We start from the raw sequence: 4,315 nt of genomic DNA, 5'->3' as shown, positions 1-4,315 counted from the left end.
CCTCCTCCGGCCCCACCGCACCCGACGTCAGCACCACCAACCGCGACTCATCAAACCGCTCATCACCCACGAACGCCTGCACCAACGCCAGCGCCATGAACGCCGCCTCACGAACCCTCAACGCGGCGTCGTCATCGGCATCGGCATCGGCAGACAGCACCACCACTGGGGGGACAGCCATCCCGTCCACCAGCGCCTCATCCAGGGCCGCCCAATCGGGGTAGCCGTCCGAACCACCCACGAACGCCCACTCACCGGTTCCCGGGACCTCCTGTGCGGCCGCCGGCACCCAGTCGAGCCCGAACAGCGATTCCGAACGCGCCGCGCTCAACTGCTCGACCGCCACGGGCCGCAGCATCAGACCGCCCACCGAGGCCACCGGACCTCCCATCACATCCGTGATTTGGAGGCTCACCCCGTCGGGGCCTGCGGGCGAAAGCCGTACCCGAAGTGCACTGGCGCCGGCCGCGTACAGGCCGACCTCGCTCCACGCGAACGGTAGCCGGGCGCCCTCGCCTTCGACGAACCCGCCCAGGCTGATCGCGTGCAACGCCGAGTCCAGCAACGCCGGGTGCAGTCCGAAGCCCGACCCGCTCACCCCATCCGGCAACGCGACCTCGGCGAACACCTCATCACCCCGGCGCCATGCGGCCTTGAGGCCCGTGAACGCGGGGCCGTACCCGAAGCCCATTTCGGCGAGCCGGTCGTAGTGCCCGTCCACATCGAGCGGCGTGGCGTCGGCCGGGGGCCATACCGCCAGGTCGAAGGAGGGGGCGGGGCTGACGGACGCCAGCAGGCCGGTGGCGTGGTGGGTCCATGGAGATCCGGAGGAAGCCCCCTCGGGTCGCGAGTAGATCTTGACCGGCCGCCTGCCGGACTCGTCGAGGCCGCCGACGATGACCTGGAGCTGGACCGCGCCCTGCTCGGGCAGAACCAGCGGCGCCTGCAACGTCAGCTCTTCCAAGTGGTCGCAGCCGACCTGGTCGCCCGCCCCGATGGCGAGCTCGACGAAGGCCGTGCCGGGCAGGATCACCGATCCCATGACGGCGTGGTCGGCGAGCCAGGGGTGGGTCTGCGGCGACAGCCTGCCCGTCAGCAGCACCCCGTCGCCGTCCGCCGGCGCCACGGCCGCGCCGAGCAGCGGGTGGCCGGCTGCGCCCAGCCCCGCCGACCGTACGTCGCCGGCCATCGCGGGAGCGTGCAGCCAGTACCACTCCCGCTGGAACGCGTATGTGGGGAGCTCCACCCTGCGGGCGCCGGTTCCTTCGAAACAGGCCTTGAGTGTGGGGAACGCCCCCTCCACGTGGAGCGCCGCGACCGCGGTGAGCAGCGTCCGCACCTCGGAACGTCCACTCCGGAGGGCGGGAACGAAGGTGCCGTCGGCGCATTCCTGGCCCATCGCGGTCAGTACGGCGTCGGGGCCGAGCTCCAGGAAGACCCGTACTCCTTCGGCTTCCAGCGTCCGCATGGTGTCCAGGAAGCGGACCGGCTGCCGGACATGAGCAACCCAGTAGTCCGCGTCGTGGCCGAACGTGATCGGGATCCGCGGGGTGTTGTACGTCAGGGACTCGGCGACCCGGCGGAAGTCCTCCAGCATCGGGTCCATCAACGGCGAGTGGAAGGCATGGCTGACCTTCAGCCGCTTCGACTTGCGGTCGGGGAACCGTTCGATGACCGCGATAACGGCGTCTTCGTCCCCGGCTACGACGACCGATGCGGGGCCGTTGACGGCGGCGATGCTCACCCGGTCGGTGAGGTGGGGCTGGACTTCGTCTTCTGAGGCGTTCAGGGCGACCATCGCCCCACCCTCCGGGAGGGCCTGCATAAGACGACCGCGTTCGGTGACCAGCGTGCAGGCGTCCTCCAGGGACAAAACGCCGGCCACATGAGCGGCGGCGATCTCCCCGATCGAATGCCCCGCCAGGAAGTCCGGCACGATGCCCCACGACTCGACCAGGCGGAACAGCGCCACCTCGACCGCGAACAACGCCGGCTGAGTGAACTCCGTACGATCCAGCGACTCACCATCAATGGCCGGCAGATGAGCACACACCCGGTCATACGCCTCGGCGAACACCGGGAACGCCTCATACAGTTCCCGGCCCATCCCGGCCCGCTGAGACCCCTGACCGGTGAACAGGAACGCCACCTTGCCCGAGGAGGCGACACCCTGAACCACATCAGGAGAGGCCTCCCCACGGGCCAGCACCCCCAGCCCGTCCACGAGCGCGTCACGGTCCCCGCCCAGCACCACCGCGCGATGCTCGAAGACGGAGCGGGTGGCGGCCAGGGAGTAGCCGATGTCGAGAGGAGTGGTGGCGGGGTTGTCCGCGATGTGGGAGCGCAGCCTTATGGCCTGGTCGCGGACGGCCTGCTCGCTGTGGCCCGACAGCACCCACGGTGTGACCGGGAGGGCCGCGCGCTCCGCCGGAGCCGGCTCGGAGATGACGGACGGCTGCTCGACGATCACGTGGGCGTTGGTGCCGCTGAACCCGAAGGAGGAGATGCCGGCCCGCCTCGGCCGGTCGGTCGAAGGCCAGGGCCGGGCCTCGGTCAGCAGCTCGACGTCGCCCGCCGTCCAGTCCACGTGCGGGGTCGGCTCGCCGACGTGCAGGGTCTTCGGCAGGACGCCGTGGCGCATCGCCATGACCATCTTGATGATCCCGCCGACACCGGCCGCCGCCTGGGTGTGACCGATGTTGGACTTCAGCGAGCCGAGATACAGCGGCTCGTCCCGTCCCTGTCCGTAGGTGGCGAGGAGCGCCTGGGCCTCGATCGGGTCGCCCAGCGTCGTGCCGGTGCCGTGGGCCTCGACCACGTCGACGTCCGTCACCGTGAGCCGGGCGTTGGCCAGCGCCTGCCGGATCACCCGCTGCTGCGACGGACCGTTCGGCGCCGTCAACCCATTCGAAGCACCGTCCTGGTTGATGGCCGTGCCGCGCACGACCGCGAGCACCTGATGGCCGTTGCGCTCGGCGTCCGACAGCCGCTCAAGCAGCAGCATGCCGACCCCTTCCGACCAGCCGGTCCCGCTCGCGTCGGCGGAGAACGCGCGGCAGCGTCCGTCGGAGGCCAGGCCGCGCTGGCGGCTGAACTCGATGAACGCCCCCGGGGTCGCCATCACCGTCACGCCACCGGCCAGCGCCATCGTGCATTCGCCCTGCCGGAGGGCCTGGGCGGCCAGGTGCAGGGCGACCAGCGACGACGAGCAGGCCGTGTCCACAGTCACGGCAGGGCCTTCGAGCCCGAAGGTGTACGCCACCCGGCCCGAGGCGACGCTGCCGGACCCGCCGGTGCCGAGGTATCCCTCGATCCCCTCGGGCACGGCGGGCAGTCGCGACAGGTAGTCGTGATACATGACGCCGGCGAACACACCGGTACGGCTGCCGCGGACCTCCACGGGGTCGATCCCCGCTCGCTCGAACGCCTCCCAGGAGGCTTCCAGGAGCAGCCGCTGCTGCGGGTCCATGGCGATGGCCTCACGCGGCGAGATGCCGAAGAAGGCGGGGTCGAACTGGCCCGCGTCGTGAAGGAAGCCGCCTTCGCGGGTGGAGCTGGCGCCCTGCCGGTCGGGGTCGTCGTCGAAGGCGACGTCCCAGCCACGGTCGGACGGGAAGGCCGAGATGCCGTCACCACCGGAGGAGACCAGCCGCCACAGATCCTCAGGCGAGGCCACCCCGCCCGGATACCTGCAGCTCATCCCGACGATCGCGATCGGCTCGTCGTCGGCGTCGACCGTGGCCGCCTGGGTGACCACCACACCCTGCACCCCGAGCAACTCCGAGCGCAGGTGCTCGGCCAGGGTGATCGGGGTGGGGTAGTCGAAGACGAGTGTGGCGGGGAGTTTGAGCCCGGTCGCGGCCTTGAGGTGGTTGCGCAGCTCGACCGCGGTCAGGGAGTCGAAGCCCAGCTCTTTGAACGCCTTGCCGGGCCCGATGCCCTGGGGTGAGGCGTGTCCCAGGACTCCGGCGACGTGGGCGCGGACCAGGTCGAGGATGGCCTTGTCCTGCTCGACGGGCGGCAATGCGGCCAACTGCCCGCGCAGCGCCGCCGCTCCGCTCGCCGCGGTGTCCACGCTGCGGCGAGTGGGAGTCTTGACCAGGCCGCGCAGCACGGCGGGCACCATGCCCCCGGCCATCACCCCCAGATCGAGCTTGATCGGCACCACCACCGGCCGATCCACCGCCAACGCCGCATCGAACAGCGCCAGCCCTTCACCTGCCGTCAGGGCACCCACACCGCCCCGGGCCACCCGCCCGGCACCGGCCCCCATCCCCGCGTCCTGCTCCCACAACCCCCACGCCAACGACACCCC

General features: G+C 70.9%; 1 protein-coding gene. It reads right to left on the bottom strand.

Features of this window, described 5'->3' with window-relative positions:
* On the bottom strand, positions 1 to 4,315 hold a 4,315-nt coding region (locus AB0B72_RS40020), incomplete at both ends, for a beta-ketoacyl synthase N-terminal-like domain-containing protein (protein WP_367745015.1).

The organism is Microbispora sp. NPDC049125, assembly GCF_040802045.1.
GTDB lineage: Bacteria > Actinomycetota > Actinomycetes > Streptosporangiales > Streptosporangiaceae > Microbispora.
This window is presented reverse-complemented; position numbering and strand designations above follow the sequence as displayed.